Origin of the sequence: Nonomuraea sp. NPDC050663 (genome assembly GCF_044456985.1) — a bacterium.
In the GTDB taxonomy this organism is placed as follows: Bacteria; Actinomycetota; Actinomycetes; order Streptosporangiales; family Streptosporangiaceae; genus Nonomuraea.
The window spans coordinates 140,404-155,098 of the sequence record NZ_JBITGL010000017.1; the positions used below are offsets into that span (position 1 = coordinate 140,404).

At 69.8% G+C, this 14,695-nt stretch carries 17 protein-coding genes; 9 read left to right on the plus strand and 8 right to left on the minus strand.

Annotated elements, in window-relative coordinates:
• Nucleotides 1-18: 18 nt before the first annotated feature.
• The 6 genes from ACIBH1_RS38495 to ACIBH1_RS38520 all read right to left on the minus strand — a co-directional run bounded on the left by ACIBH1_RS38495 (nt 19) and on the right by ACIBH1_RS38520 (nt 6,283).
• Nucleotides 19-1,086 (minus strand): glycosyltransferase, encoded by a 1,068-nt coding sequence (locus tag ACIBH1_RS38495; RefSeq protein ID WP_397318990.1) that lies wholly within the window; start codon nt 1,084-1,086, stop codon nt 19-21.
• Nucleotides 1,083-1,853, minus strand: a complete 771-nt coding sequence (locus ACIBH1_RS38500) for a hypothetical protein (RefSeq protein ID WP_397318991.1) — start codon at nt 1,851-1,853, stop codon at nt 1,083-1,085. Before ACIBH1_RS38500 ends, ACIBH1_RS38495 begins: the two co-directional genes overlap by 4 nt.
• 97 nt (nt 1,854-1,950) lie before the next feature.
• On the minus strand, nt 1,951-4,047 hold the full coding sequence (locus ACIBH1_RS38505; RefSeq protein WP_397318992.1) for a (Fe-S)-binding protein: 2,097 nt from the start codon (nt 4,045-4,047) through the stop codon (nt 1,951-1,953).
• Between the two features lie 108 nt (nt 4,048-4,155).
• On the minus strand, nt 4,156-4,737 hold the full coding sequence (locus tag ACIBH1_RS38510; RefSeq protein WP_397318994.1) for a TetR family transcriptional regulator: 582 nt from the start codon (nt 4,735-4,737) through the stop codon (nt 4,156-4,158).
• Nucleotides 4,734-5,477, minus strand: coding sequence for a class I SAM-dependent methyltransferase (locus tag ACIBH1_RS38515; protein WP_397318995.1), 744 nt, complete (start codon nt 5,475-5,477; stop codon nt 4,734-4,736). The genes ACIBH1_RS38510 and ACIBH1_RS38515 overlap by 4 nt, the downstream gene beginning before the upstream one ends.
• Nucleotides 5,474-6,283, minus strand: coding sequence for a sugar phosphate isomerase/epimerase family protein (locus ACIBH1_RS38520; protein WP_397318996.1), 810 nt, complete (start codon nt 6,281-6,283; stop codon nt 5,474-5,476). The genes ACIBH1_RS38515 and ACIBH1_RS38520 overlap by 4 nt, the downstream gene beginning before the upstream one ends.
• 39 nt (nt 6,284-6,322) lie before the next feature.
• Here ACIBH1_RS38520 and ACIBH1_RS38525 point away from each other — a divergent pair, with 39 nt between their 5' ends.
• From ACIBH1_RS38525 to ACIBH1_RS38555, 7 genes are all read left to right on the plus strand, one after another.
• Entirely contained in the window at nt 6,323-7,021 is a 699-nt protein-coding gene (locus ACIBH1_RS38525; protein ID WP_397318997.1) for a class I SAM-dependent methyltransferase, read from the plus strand.
• Nucleotides 7,022-7,062: 41 nt separating this feature from the next.
• Nucleotides 7,063-7,413, plus strand: coding sequence for a MerR family transcriptional regulator (locus ACIBH1_RS38530; protein WP_397318998.1), 351 nt, complete (start codon nt 7,063-7,065; stop codon nt 7,411-7,413).
• Nucleotides 7,410-7,724, plus strand: a complete 315-nt coding sequence (gene trxA, locus ACIBH1_RS38535) for a thioredoxin (RefSeq protein WP_397318999.1) — start codon at nt 7,410-7,412, stop codon at nt 7,722-7,724. The genes ACIBH1_RS38530 and trxA overlap by 4 nt, the downstream gene beginning before the upstream one ends.
• A 45-nt stretch (nt 7,725-7,769) precedes the next feature.
• A complete protein-coding gene (locus tag ACIBH1_RS38540; protein WP_397319000.1) occupies nt 7,770-8,669 on the plus strand; it encodes a neutral zinc metallopeptidase in 900 nt (299 codons plus the stop codon).
• A 33-nt stretch (nt 8,670-8,702) separates the two neighbouring features.
• Nucleotides 8,703-10,115 carry a DNA repair protein RadA gene (radA, locus tag ACIBH1_RS38545; protein WP_397319001.1) on the plus strand — a complete coding sequence of 471 codons (1,413 nt, stop codon included), beginning with the start codon at nt 8,703-8,705 and terminating at the stop codon, nt 10,113-10,115.
• Between the two features lie 99 nt (nt 10,116-10,214).
• Nucleotides 10,215-11,291, plus strand: coding sequence for a DNA integrity scanning diadenylate cyclase DisA (gene disA / locus ACIBH1_RS38550; RefSeq protein WP_397319002.1), 1,077 nt, complete (start codon nt 10,215-10,217; stop codon nt 11,289-11,291).
• A 38-nt stretch (nt 11,292-11,329) separates the two neighbouring features.
• Nucleotides 11,330-11,698: a DoxX family protein gene (locus tag ACIBH1_RS38555; protein ID WP_397319003.1), complete on the plus strand. Its 369-nt coding sequence runs from the start codon at nt 11,330-11,332 to the stop codon at nt 11,696-11,698.
• Between the two features lie 93 nt (nt 11,699-11,791).
• Here the strand turns inward: ACIBH1_RS38555 and ACIBH1_RS38560 are convergent, their stop codons facing one another.
• The gene (locus tag ACIBH1_RS38560; RefSeq protein WP_397319004.1) at nt 11,792-12,484 is read right to left on the minus strand and encodes a hypothetical protein; all 693 of its coding nucleotides are present in this window, start codon (nt 12,482-12,484) and stop codon (nt 11,792-11,794) included.
• Nucleotides 12,485-12,652: 168 nt separating this feature from the next.
• Here ACIBH1_RS38560 and ACIBH1_RS38565 point away from each other — a divergent pair, with 168 nt between their 5' ends.
• Entirely contained in the window at nt 12,653-13,408 is a 756-nt protein-coding gene (locus ACIBH1_RS38565; RefSeq protein ID WP_397319059.1) for an A/G-specific adenine glycosylase, read from the plus strand.
• Nucleotides 13,409-13,672: 264 nt separating this feature from the next.
• On the opposite strand, the gene ACIBH1_RS38570 is transcribed toward ACIBH1_RS38565, so the two are convergent.
• On the minus strand, nt 13,673-14,041 hold the full coding sequence (locus ACIBH1_RS38570; RefSeq protein ID WP_397319005.1) for a cupin domain-containing protein: 369 nt from the start codon (nt 14,039-14,041) through the stop codon (nt 13,673-13,675).
• A 56-nt stretch (nt 14,042-14,097) separates the two neighbouring features.
• Here ACIBH1_RS38570 and ACIBH1_RS38575 point away from each other — a divergent pair, with 56 nt between their 5' ends.
• Complete coding sequence (locus ACIBH1_RS38575) at nt 14,098-14,547, plus strand: MarR family winged helix-turn-helix transcriptional regulator (RefSeq protein WP_397319006.1); 450 nt, start codon at nt 14,098-14,100, stop codon at nt 14,545-14,547.
• Nucleotides 14,548-14,695 lie beyond the last annotated feature (148 nt).

Here is a 14,695-nt window from a genome sequence, read left to right on the forward strand (position 1 = left end):
TACAAGGTACCGGCTCCGTCAGCGCAGATCGCTGACCAGTTTCTCCCATTGTTCGCACACCTCTCCGGCGGAGTGGCGCACGACGGTCTCCATCGCCCCCGCGGCCAGGGAACGCCGGCGCCGCTCGTCGTCGATCACCGCGAGCAGGGCCAAGGCGAACCGCTCCGACTCGTTGTCGCCCTCGGGCACGAGCACCCCGTTGTATCCGGTGGCGATGAACTCGGAGGGCCCCCGCGCGCCGTCGAAGGCGACGACGGGCACGCCGCAGCCCATCGCCTCCAGCACCGTCATGCCCAGGTCCTCCGAGCGCGAGGTGGTGGCCACGATCGAGGCCTTGGCGAACTCCCCGGCCAGATCGGAGGTGGTGCCCATGAAGTAGACGTGGTTGTGCAGGTTGAGCTCGCCCACGAGTTGCCTCAGGCGCGACTCCTCCGGGCCGGAGCCGTACAGCCTGAGCCGCCAGTCGGGCCGCTTGTCGGCGACGACGGCGAAGGCCCGCACGAGCCTGTCGTAGGCCTTGACCGGCACCCACCTGCCGCCGGCGGCGACGATGCGGTTGTCCATGCGCGAGCGCGGGAACGGCCCGGGCGGCAGCGCGTCGGGCACGACGTGCACGCCGGGGCCCTGCTCCAGGAGGCGGTCCCACTCGTCCTTGGCCGACTCGGTGCCGGTGACGACCGCGTCGAGCCGCGGGTAGTACTTCTTCACGGGCCCTGGTACGGCGGGGCGGCCCCATTCGCGGGCCACCCGGAAGATCTCGCGCGGCGCGTATCTAGCCGCCTGGACAGACAGCCCGGGTCGGGTGGTCAGCAAAATGTCACTCTTGAGACCGCGCAACATGCGCCACAGCGCCACCTCCGTGCGCACCTGTCCCCGTGGCAGCAGATGGCGCACGCCGGGCCTGGCGTCGATGAGCGACCGCATCCGCACGTTCGGGCCGGCCGGGAAGAAGGGTTTCTCCTTGTGTCTCCTGATGCTCACGACCTCGACGTCGTGGCGCAGCGACAGGGCGTCGGCGAGGTTCAGGGTGGCCCGCACGTCCCCGCGCATGCCGTACGCGGAGGGCAGCACCAGCGTGATCCTCACCCGCCCACCTCGATCCGCAACTCGTCGTCGGCGGTGTAGCTGGGCCGTACGGGCACGCCGTCGACGCGGGCGGCGGGATAGTGCACGCGGCGGCGTTTGCCGTCGACGTCGTCGAGGCGGGAGCTGAGACGAAGCGGCGTCGGCACGCCCTCGACCTCCAGCGCGGGCTCCCAGCTGCCGGGATCGTCGGTGATCACGTCGACCAGGGAGACCGCCGCGTGGAAGCGGATGCCCTGCACGGTGGCCGGGGTGCGGATGGTGGCCTGGGGCCGGTGGAGGGTCAGCCTGGCCTCGTGACGTGCGTCGTCGTCGTCGAGGCCGGTGTAGGCGAGCACGCCCGTGACCTCGAAGCGGCCCTCGCGGAACCACACCGCCTTGACCTCGGCCGCGGGCGCCGCGTCTGCGACCTTCAGCGCCAGGAAGCCGTTGCGGGTGCGGTAGGAGCGGTAGGCCAGGGTGCGCTTGCACAGCGCGTAGGTGTCGAGGTGGTCGAGGGAGAAGCCGGGATCGATGGACTTGAGCCGGGTCTTCTTGCCGTCGTGGCGCAGGTAGGCGTCCCAGCGCCCGGCGCTCAGGTCGAGCGGGGCCAGGGAGACCGCCAGCGAGGCGGTCTCCAGCGGACCCAGCGGAATCTCCCGCTGCACCCCGCTCACCCGATGTTTCAGCACCAGGTCGGTGCCGTCGGGGAGGGGGTGCTCCAAGGCGAGGCGGAGGGAGAGCACATCAGCCAAGGTGACCTCGGCGTCCGTGACGACCACGCGTATCACCGGCCCCCTCCCCGTCGATTGAAGCCATGCGACGTTGAGGTTACCGTGATTTTCCCGTTATGTGGATGCCGGGTTTCGTACCTGACATCCGGATGTTTCAGGATTTGACGGATCGGATCAGAAGCTGTGCGACGTCCACGACTTCCAGCGACTCCTTGGCCTGGCCGCCGTTCTTCTTCTCGTTGATGGCGTCACCGAGCATCACGAGACAGAAGGGGCAGGCGGTGGAGACGGTGTCGGGATCGGTCGTCAGCGCCTCGTCGACCCGCTCGGTGTTGATGCGCTTGCCGATCCGCTCCTCCATCCACATGCGCGCACCTCCGGCGCCGCAGCAGAAGCCGCGGTCCTTGTGGCGGTGCATCTCCTGGGTCTGCACGCCGGGCACCTTCGACATGATGTCGCGGGGCTGGCTGTAGACCTTGTTGTGGCGGCCGAGGAAGCACGGGTCGTGGTAGGTGATCTTCTCTTCGATCGGGTTGATCGGGACCAGCTTGCCCTCGTCGACCAGCTTGGCCAGCAGCTGCGTGTGGTGCACGACCTCGAACCGGCCGCCCAGCTGGGGGTATTCGTTGGCCAGGGTGTTGAAGCAGTGCGGGCAGGTCGCGACGATCTTCTTCGCGCCGACCTCGTTCAGCGTCTCGATGTTCTGCTTGGCCAGCATGTTGAAGATGAACTCCATGCCCAGGCGGCGGGCCGGGTCACCGGTGCAGGCCTCCATCGGGCCGAGCACGGCGAACTTGACGCCCGCGATGTGCAGCAGCTCGGCGACGGCCTTGGTCGTCTTCTTGGCCCGGTCCTCCAGGGCTCCGGCGCAGCCGACCCAGAAGAGGTACTCCGTGTCCTCGGAGAGCTTCTCGTCGACGACCTCGACCTCGAAGTCGAGCTCCTCGATCCAGTCCGCCCGCTTCATCTCGGACATGCCCCACGGGTTGGCCTTGTTCTCCAGGTTCTTGATCATCACGCCCGCCTCGGACGGGAACGACGATTCGACCATGACCTGGTAGCGGCGCATGTCGAGGATGTGGTCGATGTGCTCGATGTCGACGGGGCACTGCTCGACGCAGGCGCCGCAGTTGGTGCACGACCACAGCACGTCGGGGTGGATGACGCCGTCCTCGCCGACGAGCGGCTTTTCGAGCAGCGCCAGCACGTCCTGGCCGGCGTGCGAGGTGTCGGCGCCGGGCAGGAGGTACGGCGCGACCTTGAAGGCGTGGTCACGCTGGTCGAGGATGAGCATCTTCGGTGACAGCGGCTTGTCGGTGTTCCACGCCGGGCACTGCGACTGGCAACGCCCGCACTCGGTGCAGGAGTAGAAGTCGAGGAAGCCCTTCCAGGTGGTGTCGGCGATCTTGCCGCGGCCCAGCTTCTCGGGGTCGAGGTCCTCGTCCTCGAAGTCGACGGGCTTGCCGTCGATGCGCATCTCGGGCGCCTCGCCCAGCCCGTCGGGCCGGCGCGAGAACAGCACGTTGAGCGGCGCGGTGAAGATGTGCAGGTGCTTGGAGTTCACCACGATGACCAGGAACACCAGCATGAAGCCGATGTGCAGCAGCAGGGCGATCTCTTCGAGCAGGTCGCTGGCGGGCAGGATGTCGCCCAGCCAGATGCTGACGAACGCTCCGCTGGAGTAGGGCAGGTTGCCGTTGGCGCTGGCCGCGCCGCGGGCGAGGAACAACGTCCAGATGATGTTGAAGATCATGAACAGGACGAGCCAGGCGCCGCCCAGGTGGGAGCCGAAGAAGCGCGACTTGCGGCCCTCGGTCTTGGGGGAGTTCTTGATCCGGATGACCGCGAAGGCGACGAGGCCGAGCAGACAGGCCACCGCGATGAAGTCCTGCAGGAAGCCGAGCACCGCCCACTGCCCGATGATCGGGATGTGGAAGTCGGGCTCACCGGTGATCGCGCCCTGGATGATCGCGCCGTAGGCCTCGATGTAGACCGTCAGCAGGATGAAGAAGGCCCACATGACGAAGAAGTGCGCGACGCCAGAAGGGGTCCACTTGAGCAGCTTCTTCTGGCCGAAGACCTCGACGATCTGCGCCTTCAGCTCCTCGGGCACATGGGTCTTGGCATATTCGATCCGCTCGGGAGCGGGCGGGCCTGAGGTGGCCAGCTTGAAGAGGAACAACGCCCGCCGTCCGGCCACGGCCACCGCCGCGACGGTCATGACGAGCGCGAGGATCGCTACCCAGAGCACCGGGTCCCTCCCACAGAGTTGCGTTGCCAATCAGCCTACGTCGGCTGGTCAGCCACGTTCTCCCCAGCCTTGCTACTGGCGAGTAACGTTACCATCTAGAACAATGCTCTATGGGTCAAGGTAGCGCTGGAGCGTCGGCCCCACCAGTTCGACGATCTCTTCCAGGTCAGCGGAGGCGATCGGTTCCAGCCGGAGGACATACCTCGCCATGATGATCCCAAACATCTGCGCGAATGCCGCCTCGATGCGGATGTGGGGCACCTCCAGCGCGTCGGCCACGCGGAACAACATCGCGCTCGACATGAACTCGCGCAGCGTCTCCCTCGCCTGGTCGTTGGTCATCGCCGAGCGCATCAGCGCGATGACCGGCTCCCTGGCCTGCGGGTCCGAGGTGACGGTGAGCAGCAGCCTGACCAGCCGCTCGCCCAGCTCCTGCCGCGGCGCGCCGAGGAGCTCGGGCAGGATCACGTCGGGCGTGACGGGAAGCTGCAACGCCTCGGCGAAGACACCCTCCTTGTTGGCGAAGTAGTGGTGCACCAGGGCCGGGTCGACGCCCGCCTCCCTGGCGATGCCGCGCATGGTGGCCTTGTCGTAACCCTTCTCGGAGAAGACCTTCCGTGCGGCGACGAGGATCTCTCCCCTGGTGTCCGCCGTGCCCGGGCGGCGTCCAGGCCTGCGAGCCGTACTCAACGGCCCACCGCCAGGTAGACGCGCATCGGCACGGTCAGCACGCCTTCCCGGGCGTCGCCGTCGAGCCGCCTGCGCAGCCCGCCCACCAGCTGGTCGGCCTGCCCCGGGTCGAGGGCGGCCATGTAGGAGTGCGACCTGAGGTCGAGCAGGAAGTCGTCGACCGTCACCAGCCGGGTCCAGTGGACCCAGCGTTCCTCGACGTCGAGCACGGCCGCGATCGACGGCACGCGCCACTGGGGATGCGCCGGGCCCCAGTATTCGGGGACGAGCTCGGCCAGCTCGGCCTCGTAACCGGCCAGCCAGTCGGCGTTGGCCGTGTCATGCGTGTTCCACCACGCCGCGATCGTGCCCGTACGGCGGAGCACGCGCCGGGCCTCGCTCACCGAGACGACCGGGTCGAGCCAGTGCCACGACTGGGCGTAGCACACCAGGTCGGCCACCCCGTCGTGGAGCGGCAGCTGGTTGCCGTCGGCCCGCACCGCCGTACACGCGCTTCGCGACACCAGCCGCGACAACATCTCGGCACCCGGATCGACGGCCACCACGCGCGCGCCCCTGGCCTGCAGGGCCCTGGTCGAGATGCCCGTGCCGGCGCCGACGTCGACCACCAGGGCGCCGTCGAGCGAGGCCCCGGTCAGCTCGGCCAGCGCCGCGAACAGGCCGTCGGGATACCCGGGCCGGGCCGCGTCGTAGGCGTCGGCCACCCGGTCGAAGACCCTGCCGAGCGTGCGTCTGATCATGGAGACGTCGCGAGGTGGAGCCGGGCGAAGGCCAGCGCCTCCGCGAGATCGTCGATGCGTTCCGTACGGCTGACGGCCTTGCGGGTGTTGATCTCGAGCACGACGTTGCCGGTGAACCCCGTCGTGGCCAGCCGCTCGAGTATCGCCGCGCACGGCTGGGTGCCGCGGCCGGGCACCAGGTGCTCGTCGAGGTTGGTCACCCCGGTGCCGTCGGCGAGATGCAGGTGCGCCAGCCGGTCGCCCAGCTTGACCGCCATCTCCATCGCGTCGGAACGTGACACCGCCGTGTGCGACAGGTCGAGAGTGACGTCGGGGAAGTCGTAGTCGATCGGGTTCCAGTCGGGTGAGTAGGGCACCACCGCCTTGCCCCTGGCCTTGAGGGGGAACATGTTCTCGACGGCGAAGACCACGTCGGTCTCGTCGCGGATGCGGGCCAGCCCGATCTCGAAGTCACGGGCGTAGTCGCGCTGCCAGCGGAAGGGCGGATGCACCACCACCGTGGTGGCGCCCAGCCGCTCGGCCGCCTGCTGCGCCTTGACCAGCTTGGCCCAGGGGTCACGCCCCCACACCCGCTGGGTGACCAGCAGGCAGGGCGCGTGGATGGCCAGCACCGGCACCTCGTAGTGGTCGGACAGCCGCTCGATGACGTCGATGTCCTGGCTCACCGGGTCTGCGCCCACCATGATCTCGACACCGTCGTAACCGAGGCGCCCGGCGAGTTCGAACGCGTCGGGAGTGCGTTCCGGATATACCGAAGCCGTGGACAATGCGATCTTCGCATTGGGCACGCGGATGACGTCTGTCACCCTGCCAGCCTAAAGCGCGAGCTCTCCTATCGTTGACCCATGCCACGCATCCACACCGGCGCGATCCCCAGCCCCAACATCTGGAACACCCCCGCGGTCTACGAAACCGAGAACCGCGCGGTGGATCCCGAGGGCCTGGCCGACGCCCGCCTGCGTGAGCTGCGCCCCTGGACCGGCGCCACGATCCTCGACATCGGCTGCGGCACCGGCTACCACCTGCCCTCCTACGCCCGCGAGGCACGCGCGGTCATCGGCGTCGAACCCCACGGCGACCTGGTGAGCGTGGCCAGGCGCCGCTGCGCCGCGGTGACCAACGTCACCGTCCACACGGCCACCGCGCAGGCGCTCCCTCTACCAGACGCGTCGGTCGACGTCGCGATCGCGCGCTGGGCCTACTTCTTCGGCCCCGGCTGCGAGCCGGGCCTGCGGGAGCTGTCCCGAGTCGTACGGCGGGGCGGCGCGGCCTTCGTGATCGACCTCGACGGCTCGCGCGGCTCGTTCGGGCGGTGGTTCCGCGAGACCGTGCCGCAGTACTCCCCCGCCAAGGTGGAGGCGTTCTGGACCCAGCAGGGCTGGGAGCGCGAGGAACTCGATCTGCGGATGGCCTTCGAGACCAGGGCGGACCTGGAGGCGGTGCTGCGCATCGAGTTCACGCCCAAGGTGGCGCGCGCCGCCGCGTCGGAGGTCGCCGGGCTCGAACTCCCCTACCCGAACGTGCTGCGCTGGCGCCGCTTCTAGGCCTTGACCCTGACACAGGTGTCAACGTTTACCTTGGCGGTATGCGAATAGGCGAGCTGGCCACGAAGACCGGCGCGAGCACCCGCTCCCTGCGCTACTACGAGCAGCACGGCCTGATCTCCGCCAGGCGCGAGAGCAACGGCTACCGGGAGTACGACGAGGCCGACGTGCGCCTGGTGAGCGAGATCCGGGAGCTGCTCGCGATCGGCTTCACCCTGGAGGACGCCAGGCCCTTCGTCGACTGCCTGCGCAGCGGGCAGCCCACGGGCGGCTCCTGCTCGGGGTCGGTCGAGGTCTACCGCCGCAAGATCGCCGAGATCGACGAGGAGATCCGCGTCCTGCTCGCCCGTCGCGCCGAAGTGGCCGCCCAGCTCAAGGGAGCGTTGCAATGATCGAGTTGACCGCCGACACCTTCGAGGAGCAGGTGCTCAGGAGCGACAAGCCGGTGCTCGTCGACTTCTGGGCCGAGTGGTGCGGGCCGTGCCGCATGGTCGCGCCGGTGCTGGCCGAGATCGAGGCGGAGCACGGGCTGACGATCGGGAAGCTGAACTTCGACGAGCACCCGCAGATCGGCGCCCGGTACGGGGTGATGGGGTTGCCGACGATGGTGCTGTTCGAGAACGGGGAGCCGGTGAAGCAGATCGTGGGGGCCAAGCCGAAGCGGATGATCGTCAGGGAGTTGGGCCTGTCCGAGGTGGAGTGACCTCATCAGGAAAGGCATATATCGTGATACGCCACTATGCCCCGCATGCTCCCCCTGCTCGTGGCCGCTTTCCTGATCACCGGGTGCTCCCTGCTCCCGGTGCCCTCGGCGTCCACTCCGCCCGCGCCCACGAAGCAGGCGGCGCGTCCCAAGCCCACCGTGACCGCCAAGCCCAAACCCTCGGCCACTCCCGCCCCGCGCAGAGTGCTGAGCGACCCCCCGGTGGGCGACGCCGCCCGTGACCGCAACCCGCTGAACAAGCTGGCCAAGGCCCGGCCGCGTGCCTGCAAGACGCCCGCCGTGCCGTACAACAGCTGGAGGGGCATGCGGAACTACCTGGCGGCCTTCGCCTCGTGCCTGGACCGGCACTGGAAGACGGAGTTCACCAGGGCGGGGCTGAAGTTCCAGGTGCCGCGGCGTTCCTTCCTGGCCAAGCCGGCCAAGAAGGCGTGCGGCGGGTGGATCAAGGGCGCCACCGGGCTGTACTGCGGCGACTCCCGCTCCAAGGACTACCGGCGGCTGTGGGTGCTGATCACGAAGGACGACCTGTACCCCGAGGCACGGATCTACATGGTCGACCTGCTCGCGCACGAGTACGGCCACCACGTGCAGGAGATGTCCGGCTTCGGCGACGTCACCAACCGCGCCTACTGGCGCGCCGACGGCGAGGGCAAGAAGGCCGAGGACGCGGTGACGCGCAGGTCGGAACTGCAGGCGCAGTGTTTCTCCGGCATCGGGCTCGGCGTGTTCTACGACGCGTTGTTCCCCACGGGCACGACGCTCGACCAGTATCGCGAGTCGATCGTCACCTGGGACCAGGACAACGAGTGGGACCGCACCCATGGCCTGCCGCGCACCCAGTTCACGTGGTTCGACCGCGGGTTCGACCAGCTGCGGCCCGCCGCCTGCGACACCTGGCACGCCCGGGCCGCGCGCGTGAAATGAGATTTGTCGGCGGGCCCCGCTAGCCTGCTCGGCATGGCGAAGACAGCTGCAGTTGGATACCGCTGCACCGAGTGCGGCTGGCGCACGCTCAAGTGGGTCGGCAGGTGCGCGGAGTGCCAGGCGTGGGGCACTGTCGACGAGGAGGGCGCCGCCAAGGGCGTGCACGTCGTGCAGGCGGGCGCCACCAGCGCGCCGGCCATCCCCATCGGCCAGGTCAAGGCCGATGTGGCCATCGCCCGCACCACCGGCATCGGCGAGCTCGACCGCGTGCTCGGCGGTGGCCTGGTGCCCGGCGCGGTGGTCCTGCTGGCCGGCGAGCCCGGCATCGGCAAGTCGACCCTGCTGCTCGAGGCCGCGGCCAAGCTCGCCGACCGCGAGACGGTCCTCTACGTCACGGGCGAGGAGTCCGCCTCCCAGGTGCGCCTGCGCGCCGACCGCATCGGCGCCCTGCGCGACCGCCTCTACCTCGCGGCCGAGACCGAGCTCGCGGCGCTGGTCACCCACGTCGAGAAGGTCCAGCCCAGGCTGCTCGTCGTCGACTCCGTGCAGACGATCGGCTCGGCCCAGGCCACCGGCGTCCCCGGCGGCGTCACCCAGGTCCGCGAGGTCGCCGCCAATCTCGTACGGCTGGCCAAGGAGCGCGACATGTCGACCGTTCTGGTCGGCCACGTGACCAAGGAGGGCTCGATCGCGGGCCCGCGCACCCTCGAGCACCTGGTCGACGTGGTGCTCAACTTCGAGGGCGACCGCCACTCCCGGCTGCGCCTGGTGCGCGCGGTGAAGAACCGCTTCGGCCCCACCGACGAGGTCGGCTGCTTCGACCTGCACGAGCGCGGCATCGAAGGCATCAGCGACCCGACCGGCCTGTTCGTCTCCCACCGCACCAAGCCGGTCCCCGGCACCTGCGTCACCGTGACCGTCGAGGGCACCAGGCCGCTGCCCGCCGAGGTGCAGGCGCTGGTCGCCCGCACCGAGGCCCAGCAGCCGCGCCGCACCAGCTCCGGGCTCGACACCTACCGCGTGCAGCTGATCCTGGCGGTGCTGGAGCGCAGGCTCAACGCCAAGCTGGGCGGCTGCGACGTCTTCACCGCCACCGTCGGCGGCATCAAGCTGGCCGACCCCGCGGTCGACCTGGCCGTCATGCTCGCGGTGGCCAGCGCGGCCGGTGACCGCGCCCTGCCCGCCGGGATGATCGCCCTGGGCGAGGTCGGCCTGGCCGGGGAGCTGCGCCCGGTGCGTGACGTGCGCCGGCGCCTGACCGAGGCCGCCCGGCTGGGCTTCACCCGCGCCCTGGTGCCCAAGGGTTCGCTCGACGAGGGCACCCGCCGGCCCGGCGGCCGCCAGCAGCAACGTTCGCTCGTGCCCGTCGGCCCCACCCAGTTCGCGCCGGGCTTCGAGGTGGTCGAGGCGGAGAATGTGTGGGATGCCCTGACTCACGTCACTTGATCCTTCTGACCGTATGACGTGATCCTTTGGAAACCCCAGGCAGGCTTCCCCCAAGAGAACGCTAAGCTGGATTTGGTATACAGCGACACCGGGGGCCACGTGGGAAACGACAGGAGCGTCGACGACCGCCGTCGCGAGGCCCTTGCCGCACTGGCTCCGGGCACTCAACTACGCGACGGTCTTGAGCGCATCCTGCGCGGACACACCGGCGGGCTGATCGTGCTCGGCTACGACGCCGACGTCGAGGCCATCTGCAGCGGCGGGTTCCAGCTCGACGTCGAGTTCTCCGCCACGGGCCTGCGCGAGCTGGCCAAGATGGACGGCGCCATCGTGCTGCGCTCCGGCGACTACCAGATCGTGCGCGCGGGGGTCCACCTCGTGCCCGATCCCTCGATCCCGACCGACGAGTCCGGCACCCGCCACCGCACCGCCCAGCGGGTCGCCCGGCAGACCGGCTTCCCGATCATCGCGATCAGCAAGTCGATGCGGATCATCGCCCTCTACCTCGACGGCATCCGCTACGTGCTCGAAGAGTCGGCGGCCATCCTGTCCAAGGCCAACCAGGCCCTGGCCACGCTGGAGCGCTACAAGCACCGCCTCGACGAGGTGTCCGGCACGCTGTCGGCGCTCGAGATCGAAGACCTGGTCACCGTCCGCGACGTGGCGGCCGTCGTGCAGCGCCTCGAGATGGTCAGGCGCATCGCCGACGAGATCGAGGGCTACGTGGTCGAGCTCGGCACCGACGGCCGGCTGCTGTCGCTGCAGCTCGAAGAGCTGGTCGCGGGCGTCGATTCCGAGCGCGAGCTCATCGTGCGCGACTACCTGCCCTCCGACTCCTCGCGCGCCTTCCCGCAGGCCCTGCGCGACCTCAACAAGCTGTCGTCGAGCGAGCTGCTCGACCTTGGGGCCGTGGCCGACGTGCTCGATTACTCCGGCGGCGAGGCGCTCGACGGGCCGGCCAGCCCGCGCGGCTTCCGGCTCCTGGCCAAGGTGCCGCGGTTGCCGGGATCGGTCGTCAACCGCCTGGTCGGCCACTTCGGCGGCCTGCAGAAGCTCCTGGCCGCCAGCATCGACGACCTGCAGGCCGTGGGCGGAGTCGGCGAGTCCAGGGCGCGCAGCGTGCGTGAGGGCCTGTCGAGGCTGGCCGAGTCGTCGATCCTGGAGCGTTACGTCTGACGCTTGACGAATCTATACACGCGTTTAGATTCGTGGGTATGGCCCTCGTCGTCGTTTCCCTGATCCTGGCCGCGCTGCTCGTGTATTCAGCGGTCAGGAAGCTGAGCCATCGCGAGGAGGTCGTGCGGACCTACGCCAGGGCAGGGGTCGCGGAGCCGAGGCTCAACCTGCTGGCCGCGCTCCTGCTGGCGGGCGCGGCGGGCCTGGTCGGAGGGCTCGCGTGGGCGCCCCTCGGCCTGGCCGCCGCGATCGCGCTGGCGTGCTACTTCCTCGCCGCGGTCTTCTTCCACGTGCGCGCCCACGACCTGCGCAACCTGCCGACGCCACTGGTCTACCTGGCACTGGCGATCATCGTCATCGTGCTCAACCGGACCGCCGGGGGCATGGTGGTAAGCACGCTCCCCTGAGCGACGTCACCGCAGGTGGATGGCGGTCAGCACGCTCCCCTGAGCAACGTCACCGCAGGTGGTTGGTTGGTCAGCACGCTCGCCTCAGCAACCTCACCGCAGGTGGAAGACCGCCTTGCGGCTGCGCAGGGAGCCGCCGTCGACCACCGCCACGTAGGTGCCCGGCAGCGCCGCCTGCCCTTCCTTGCCGCACGCGGCCGCGGACCGGCGACGGTCCCACTGCACCGTGCGCACGAGCGGGATCCCGCGCTCCAGCTTGTGAATCTGGCCGTCCTGCCCGCTCACGCAGTCGGCCGTCGACCAGATCCGATCGTCACCCGAGGTGATCAGCAGTTCCAGCGCACGCGGCCCGACATCGGCGGTGCACATGACCGGCCCGGTGTTGACCAGCGTGTAGACGAACCCCGGCTGGGCCGAGCCCGCGTAGATCTCCTCGCGCCCCTGCAGGCTGAGCACCAGCTCACTGCGCTCGCACGGCATACCGGGCTTGCGCGGCTTGGGCTTGGCGGCGACCGCCTTGACCGAAGCCGACGGCTTGGCGGACGGCGACGCCGACGGGGAAGGGCTCGCGGTGGGCGACGGGCTGATCGTCGGCAGCCCGGAGAGCACCGGGTCGGCCGGGGGGCTCTCGAGCGACTGGGCACTCGACTTGCCGGCGGGCCCGTCGGATCCGCTGGAGCACGCCCAGGCCACGACGGCCACCACGACCAGCGCCCCGACCAGGACGCTCATGCGCCGCCGCCAGTAGACATCACCAGCGTCGCCACGGAAAGTGTCCGGTTCCATACGCACAGCATGAACGAAAACCCGTGCTTGCAGCGTGACGACCCGCCGTAGTCTTGACTGGTGGCCGAGCTGCACTCCCCCATCCTGAGCTGGTACGCAGAGAATGCCCGAGATCTTCCGTGGCGCCGTCCCGACGCCACGCCATGGGGCATCCTCGTAAGCGAGATCATGCTGCAGCAGACCCCGGTGGTCCGGGTGCTGCCGATCTGGCTGGAGTGGATGGAGCGCTGGCCGACACCGAAGGACCTGGCCGCGCAACCCTCCGGCGAGGCCGTACGCCACTGGGGCCGGCTCGGCTACCCGCGCCGCGCCCTGCGCCTGCACGCGTGCGCCACCGCGATCACCGAGGAGCACGGCGGCGAGGTGCCCTCCGACCACGCGACGCTGCTCGCCCTCCCCGGCATCGGCGAATACACCGCCGCGGCCGTGGCCAGCTTCGCCTTCGCCGGCCGCCATGCCGTGCTCGACACCAACGTGCGCCGCGTGTTCGCCAGGGCCGTGCGGGCCGAGGAGTATCCACCCACGGCCACCTCCGCCGTCGAGCGGCGCCTGGCCGAGTCGCTGCTGCCCGAGGTCGGCGCGCCGACGTGGGGGGTGGCCGTGATGGAGCTGGGGGCACTCGTCTGTACGGCACGCGCACCACGATGCGCCGACTGCCCGATCGCCGACCGTTGCGCGTGGCGCCTGGCGGGCAAACCCCCGCACTCCGGGCCGGCGCGCAAGGGGCAGACGTACGAAGGCACCGACCGGCAGTGCCGGGGCAGGCTGCTGGCCGTTCTGCGCAAGGCGCACGGACCGGTGCCCAAGGAGGCGCTGGACGTGGTGTGGGACGACGCGGTGCAGCGCGAGCGCGCCCTCGACGGCCTCGTCGCCGACGGCCTCACCGAGGTCCTCGACGACGGCACCTACCGCCTACCCGGCTAGGCGGCCGACCAGCCGTCGGTGACCGGCTGATGGTGACCGGCCGATGGTGACCGACCGACGGCGATCAGCCGACGGCGACCAGCCGACGGCGACCAGCCGACGGCGACCGACCGACGGCGACCGACCGACCGACGGCGACCGACCGATGGCCGATGGCCGATGGCCGCGCCGGGCTGACGACCGCTGACGACCGCTGACGACCGCTGACGACCGCTGACGACCGCAGACGACGCGCCAAGCCGAGCGCCGCCGGGGAGGCGGCAGTCAGGCGATCCAGGCCGGGATGCCGAAGTCCTTGCCGTCCACCGCTGCCCTGGCCTCGGCGGGAGCCGTGCAGATGGCCACGAATCCATCCTCACCCGCCGTCACCTGCCGCACAGCCCCGGCCGGCATCACCACGGTGTCGCCGGCGACCGCCGCGAGGTCCTCCTCCCCCAGGCGTACGCTCACCGCGCCCTCCAGGAAGGTCCAGACCTGGTCGGCGCTGATGGTGTGCACGGGCCCGGCGATACCCGCCTTGCCTTCCACCCGCCAGATCGACAGGCCCGCCGCCCCCTGGGTCGGGGAGGCGAGGGTGGTCATGATTCCGCCGGGGGTCTCGGTACGACGCGCGTCGGCCTCGCGAATCAACATGGGATCTCCTAAGATAGACAATGCCGTTGTCTAAATAGTGAACCAGGTTGTCTATCGTGTCAAGTGAACTCCCTCTCCGCTTCCTGCTGGCCTTCCGCACCATGATCGATGAGCTGCATGCCGAACTGGCCCAGCAGGGTCACCCCGACATGCGGCCCATGCACGGCTTCGTGCTCCAGGCCATCGGCCCCCAGGGCACCACCGCCGTCGAGCTGGGGCGCACGCTGGGCGTCTCCAAACAGGCGGCGGGCAAGACCGTGGAGGCGCTGGAGCAGATCGGGTACGTGGAACGGGCAGTGGACCCGGCCGACACCCGGCGGAAGATCGTCAAGGTGACCGACCGGGGGTACGACGCGCTGATCCGCTCGGGCGAGATCCTCCGGCGCCAGCACCGGCGCTGGGCCGAAACCCTGGGCGCCGACCGCCTGGCCGCCCTGGAGAGCGATCTGCGGAAGATGACCCCGGAGAACGTATGGAAACTGGACGCCCCAGGCTGGTTCAACTGAGGCGCAGAACCGCTCGGACGGAAGCTGCACAGGCGAAGGCCGCTCGGACACCAGGCCGCTCGGACACCAGGCCGCTCGGACACCAGGCCGCTCGGACACCAGGCCGCTCGGACACCAGGCCGCTCGGACACCAGGCCGCTCGGACACC

What these genes read in the sequence shown, in the direction of transcription:
- radA (WP_397319001.1), top strand. Translation starts at nt 8,703, where the DNA reads ATGGCGAAGACAGCTGCAGTTGGATACCGCTGCACCGAGTGCGGCTGG.
- ACIBH1_RS38565 (WP_397319059.1), top strand. Translation starts at nt 12,653, where the DNA reads ATGCTGCAGCAGACCCCGGTGGTCCGGGTGCTGCCGATCTGGCTGGAG.
- ACIBH1_RS38560 (WP_397319004.1), bottom strand. Translation starts at nt 12,484, where the DNA reads ATGGAACCGGACACTTTCCGTGGCGACGCTGGTGATGTCTACTGGCGG.
- ACIBH1_RS38525 (WP_397318997.1), top strand. Translation starts at nt 6,323, where the DNA reads ATGCCACGCATCCACACCGGCGCGATCCCCAGCCCCAACATCTGGAAC.
- ACIBH1_RS38540 (WP_397319000.1), top strand. Translation starts at nt 7,770, where the DNA reads ATGCTCCCCCTGCTCGTGGCCGCTTTCCTGATCACCGGGTGCTCCCTG.
- ACIBH1_RS38570 (WP_397319005.1), bottom strand. Translation starts at nt 14,041, where the DNA reads ATGTTGATTCGCGAGGCCGACGCGCGTCGTACCGAGACCCCCGGCGGA.
- trxA (WP_397318999.1), top strand. Translation starts at nt 7,410, where the DNA reads ATGATCGAGTTGACCGCCGACACCTTCGAGGAGCAGGTGCTCAGGAGC.
- ACIBH1_RS38515 (WP_397318995.1), bottom strand. Translation starts at nt 5,477, where the DNA reads ATGATCAGACGCACGCTCGGCAGGGTCTTCGACCGGGTGGCCGACGCC.
- ACIBH1_RS38555 (WP_397319003.1), top strand. Translation starts at nt 11,330, where the DNA reads ATGGCCCTCGTCGTCGTTTCCCTGATCCTGGCCGCGCTGCTCGTGTAT.
- ACIBH1_RS38530 (WP_397318998.1), top strand. Translation starts at nt 7,063, where the DNA reads ATGCGAATAGGCGAGCTGGCCACGAAGACCGGCGCGAGCACCCGCTCC.